The 4708-nt window shown below is 78.0% G+C and carries 5 protein-coding genes and 1 pseudogene; 1 reads left to right on the forward strand and 5 read right to left on the reverse strand.

The window, feature by feature from the left end:
• Positions 1-56 precede the first annotated feature (56 nt).
• Entirely contained in the window at positions 57-779 is a 723-nt protein-coding gene (locus tag VER05_RS20200; RefSeq protein ID WP_324847093.1) for a hypothetical protein, read from the reverse strand.
• Positions 776-1408, reverse strand: coding sequence for a helix-turn-helix domain-containing protein (locus VER05_RS20205; protein WP_324847094.1), 633 nt, complete (start codon positions 1406-1408; stop codon positions 776-778). Before VER05_RS20205 ends, VER05_RS20200 begins: the two co-directional genes overlap by 4 nt.
• Positions 1409-1609: 201 nt before the next feature.
• On the opposite strand from VER05_RS20205, the gene VER05_RS20210 reads away from it, so the two are divergent.
• Positions 1610-2239 carry a hypothetical protein gene (locus VER05_RS20210; RefSeq protein WP_324847095.1) on the forward strand — a complete coding sequence of 210 codons (630 nt, stop codon included), beginning with the start codon at positions 1610-1612 and terminating at the stop codon, positions 2237-2239.
• A 21-nt stretch (positions 2240-2260) separates the two neighbouring features.
• On the opposite strand, the gene VER05_RS20215 is transcribed toward VER05_RS20210, so the two are convergent.
• The 3 genes and pseudogenes from VER05_RS20215 to VER05_RS20225 form a co-directional block, all read right to left on the reverse strand.
• Positions 2261-2629, reverse strand: coding sequence for a hypothetical protein (locus tag VER05_RS20215; protein WP_324847096.1), 369 nt, complete (start codon positions 2627-2629; stop codon positions 2261-2263).
• A 96-nt stretch (positions 2630-2725) separates the two neighbouring features.
• Positions 2726-4210: a hypothetical protein gene (locus VER05_RS20220; protein ID WP_324847097.1), complete on the reverse strand. Its 1485-nt coding sequence runs from the start codon at positions 4208-4210 to the stop codon at positions 2726-2728.
• A pseudogene (locus tag VER05_RS20225) lies at positions 4203-4708 on the reverse strand (hypothetical protein); the annotation flags it as partial. The pseudogene VER05_RS20225 and the gene VER05_RS20220, both read right to left, overlap by 8 nt.

The raw sequence follows: 4708 nt of genomic DNA on the forward strand, positions 1-4708 counted from the left end.
GGGTCCGCCCCTCGCGGCGTGCGGGGCACGTGCGCGGGGGCGCCGGGGTCCGGGCGTCAGGCGTCGAGGATCTCCCGCAGCGTGGCGACGCCCTCCGCGGCGCCGTCGACCCGGAGCACCGTCCGCCGGTCGTCCGCGAGCGCCGCGAGCATGCCGCGCAGGTAGCGACGGTCCCGCGGCCCCGCCTCGTGGATGCGGTCCGACGGCGCGACGACGGTCGTGAGCACGGCAAAGTCGGCGCGGTGCCGCGCGCGGTCCGGGTCGAGCACCACGGTGTGCGCCGCCGCCTTCGCGACCAGGGCGCCGAGGAGGCTCGGCCGCCGCACCCGCCCGACGACCCCGGCGACGTCCACCGCGACGGCCGCGCTCCGGTCCAGCGCCTGCTGCGCGGCCGGCGTCCCCAGCGTCGTGCCGCCGTGCACCCCGCGGCGTGCGGCCGCCCGCTCCCCCACGCGGCGCGGGATCAGCACGTCGATCTGCGCCGACCCGCGGGTCCAGCGGTGCTGGTGCCCGGCCGGGCTCGTCCCCGCCGAGGTGAAGCCCAGGTCGACCAGGACGCTGGTGAACCGGTGCAGGATGCGGCCGTCCGCCCGGACGTCCAGGACCGCGTCGAGGTCGTCTGTCGGCCGCGCCGGGGCCGCGCCGCGCTCGGCGCAGTGCAGGTGCACCATCTGACCGCCGACCAGCGTCCAGCAGCGCGGCAGCCGGTCGTGCACCTCCAGCAGCGCGTGCCACCCGTCCGTCTGCGCGACGGTCATCGGCGGCAGCGCGATCGTCACGCCGCGCGCACCGCCTGGGCGATCAGCTCGCTCGCGCGCGCGAGCTCCCGCGGGCCGTCGTGCTCGGCGAGGTCGGCGGCGAGCACCAGCGGCGGGACCGGGTCGGCGGGGAGCACCGCGACGACGTGCAGGACGACGTCGGCGCGTCCGGTCGCGGGCCGCAGGAGGTGCCGCCGCCGGACCGCGTCCAGGTCGTCTCGGCGGACGTAGCCCTCCGCGAGGTCGGCCGCGCTGATGGCGGCGCGCGGGTCGGAGAGGCCGGAGCGGACGACGGCCGGGTCGGCCAGCACGCCCCCGGGCTCGCGGGTGGCGAACAGCAGCCGGTCGCCGCGCGCCGCGGCCCACGAGGCGAGGAGGGTCGCCGGGGACGGATCGGCCCGGAGCCGGTCGCGACGCTCGCGCCACCGGCCGGGCCGACCGCTGGGCGCCTGGTCCGCGGCCAGGAGGAGCCACGCCTCGGTCGGGCTGAGCGGCCGGCTGCGCCGCGGGGCGATCGGGAGCGAGGCGCCGTCGACGAGCCACTGCGACCCGACGCGGCGAGCGCGGATCCGCCCGGCGGCGACGAGCTGGCGCACGCGGCGGTCGCTGACGCCCATGGCGTCGGCTGCTTCGCGGACGGACACCTCCACGGCCACATGTCTACCGGCAGCGGAAGGGATGCGGCAACGCCAGTTCTGCCGCTCGATCGCGCGGGACTGAGCGCGACTCGGCCGTCGGCGAGGTTGCGCCCACCCCTCGTCCCGTTACGTTCGAGGTAAGGGGCGTGCAGAGCGCCCCTCGCGGCTACCACCGATCGAGCAGCGGTCGGGCCGACCCGCTGGAGGACCACCGTGAACACGACCCCCACCCGCCGCCCGCGCACCCGCGCCCGCACGTTCGCGCTCGCCCTCGCGGCCGGCGCGCTCGTCGTCGGGACGTCGGCGTGCACCGGCGGCACCGCGGAGGCCGAGGACACCACCGACACCGCGCCCGCGCCGGACCCGGTCGCGACGACCGACGACGACACCGGCGCCGACGACGACGCCACGGCGGGCGGCGACCTGCTCGCGGGCACGAACCAGGTCGACATCCAGACCTACGGCGGCGAGTGGGTCACGACGACCGCCGAGGGCGGAGTCACCACGGTCGCCGACCCCGCCGAGGCCGGCGGCGTCTCGACCACGTGGGTGTTCGAGCCCACCGGCGAGGCGTTCCAGGTGCGCACGACCGCCACCACCGACGGCCAGTCGTCCTGCCTGAGCCTGCCCAGCGACGACGTCGTGACCGTGGCGCCGTGCGACCCGGCCGCGCCGGACCAGCAGCTCGACGTCGCGACGCTCGACCAGCCGGACCAGGTGAACATCTCGTCGGCCGCAGGCGTCGTGGTGGCGGACCAGGAGGGCGGGCTCGCGCTCGACCCGGACCCGTCGAGCCCGGCGAGCGTGTTCACGCTGGTCGACCGGGGCGCGGCGGAGGGCTGACGGGCCCGGGCCGCGCCCGCCTCACCGTCCGAGCCGGTCGACCTCCGCGGCGGCCGCACCGAGCGACAGCCACGGCGCCTGCCGGCGCACCTCGCGCGTGCCGGCCGCGGGACCGCCCCGCGAGGTCGCGGCACGGATGGCGTCGGCGTCGAGCGCCGGTTCCTCCGCCGGGCGCCTGGCGGCCCGCTTCCGCAGGTCCGCCCGGCGGAGGAGCACGGAGATGGCGGTCACCAGGGCGAGGAAGCCGAGCACCAGGACCACGAGCCCACCGTCCACCCGGAACGCCACGAGGAGGACGGCGGCGAGCGGCACCCCGATCGCGACGGGGACGATCCACGCGAGGCGGCGGCGTCGTCGGGCCTGCGCCTCGCGCGAGAGCGCCCCTGGCACTCCGCTCACTATTCCCGAGCCGGAGCCCTGCGGCTCGTCATCGCACTGTCGAGCCACGTCGTCCTCCGTGTCGGTGCGACGCCAGCTGGACGCGCATCACCACTCGTCGTCGTCCCGGGCCGCTGTCACCGGGCGCGCCGCAGGGAGCGAGTCCCGCCCGCCGGCCCCGGCCGCCGCGCCGAGGTCCGGGCGCGCCGCGCCCTCCTCGACATCGATCTCCGGCGCGAGCAGCCCCGACGAGCCCCGCCGCTTGGCGTCCTTCGCGCCGCCCGCACCGGCACCACCGCCCATGGGGGCGCCCGTCATGCCGCCGCCGGACCGCGCGCCGGACGCCGCGCCGCCGGCCGCACCGGTCTGCGCGCCCTGGCCGAGCGTCGACGTCGAGCCCGCGAGCCCCGAGCCCGACGCACCGAGCCCACCCGTCGCGCCACCGGCACCGACCCCGCCGACACTCACGCCCGCGCGTCCACCGGCACCGACGCCGACGCTGCCGAACGCACCGCCGGCCACGCCGCCGCCGAGCCCGCCGGCGCCTCCGGCACCACCGGCGCCGAGGCGGCCGAGCGCCGCGCCGCCGAGCGCCCCGCCACCGATCGCGAGGCCACCCGCGAGGCCGCCGGCCCCGGCCCCGATCCCGCCGAGACCGCCGCCGCTCCCGGTACCGCCCACTGCGCCGCCGACCTGCACGCCGCCGGCACCCGCCCCGCCGCCCCCGGGCACGACGCCTCCGACGCTGCCGTCCGCCGAGCTGCCGTCACCGGCCCCGGGCACGTGACCGCCACCGACGCCGCTCCCCGAGCCGCCCGACCACCCGGGGCCCACGACCCCGCCGCCGCTGCCGCCGGTGCCCACGCCGGACCCACCGCCGCCGATCACGCCGACGCCGCTGCCGCCGGGCTGCTGCCACGTGGGCGAGACCGCGCTGCCGCTACCGCCCGTGCCGCCGCCGTAGCCGCCGACCGTCCCGCCGGTGAGGCCGCCGGTGACGCCGCCGCCGTAGCCGCCCGGTCCGACCGCGGACGACGATCGCCCGGTGGTCGACGAGCTCCCGGCCGGGGAGTCGTCGATGACGAAGTCCTCTTCTGCCCCCACCGGCATGGCGATCAGACCGAGCCGACCGTCGAGCGCGGCGAGGGCCGCGGACGCCTTCTGCTCCCGGGCCTGCTCGCGTTGCGCCGCCAGCATCGCCGGCGTCAGCCCGGTGGTGTTCCCCGCGGCGTCGAACAGTCCTGCCTGGGTGAGCTCTCGCCGCTCCGCGGGGGTGACGGTGCCGCGGGGCAGCTCGTGATAGCTGTCCTGCGCGTCCGCGATCGCCGCGCGCGCCTCGCCCGCCGCGGACGCCAGCGTCGTCAGATGGCGGGAGAGCGTGGCGATGTCCTCGGAGAGCGAGGACAGGGTCGACTGCGCGGCCTCCCCGGCCTCGCCACGCATGAGGTACTGCAGGCCGGCCGAGACGTCGCTCAGCTGTGCCGCGGTGCCCTCGGTGGTGCTGCCGCCGGAGCCCAGCGTGTCCTGCTGCCGCTGCACCGCTCCGAGGTCGGCGTCGAGCGTGCGACCGAGCTGTGCCGCGTACTCACCCATCGTGTCCCCCTGCGTTCGTGGTCGGGTCAGGCTGTCTCCGACGGCCGCGTCGGCGCACGAGGACGACCGCGGTCACGGCGCCGGCGAGGACGACGAGCGCGGCGGCACCCAGCGCGATCGGGAGCGCCGAGGACACGTCCGTCGGCTCGTCAGCCGCGGCCACGGGCTCATCCCGCTCCGCTGCGGCCGGCGCCGTGGGAGTCGGTGTCGCGTCCGGATCGGCCTCGCCGAGCGCCGCGCGCACCTGGTCCATGGACGGGACGGCGTTCTCGTCGTCCGCGAGGAACGGGTTGACGTCCGGGTAGGCGCTGGGATCGCTGTCCAGCATCTGCCGGACGTTCACCATGCCGTAGCCCCACGCCACGTCCTCGACCGCCGGCTCGTGCTCGGTGCCGCCGGTGTTCCGGATCAACGACTGCATCATCTGGTTCGGGGTCGCCTCGGGGTACAGCGACCACGCGAGGGCGAGCGCGCCCGAGGTGAACGCGGCGGCATCGG

Origin of the sequence: Cellulomonas sp., assembly GCF_035634735.1 — a bacterium.
Lineage (GTDB): Bacteria > Actinomycetota > Actinomycetes > Actinomycetales > Cellulomonadaceae > Cellulomonas.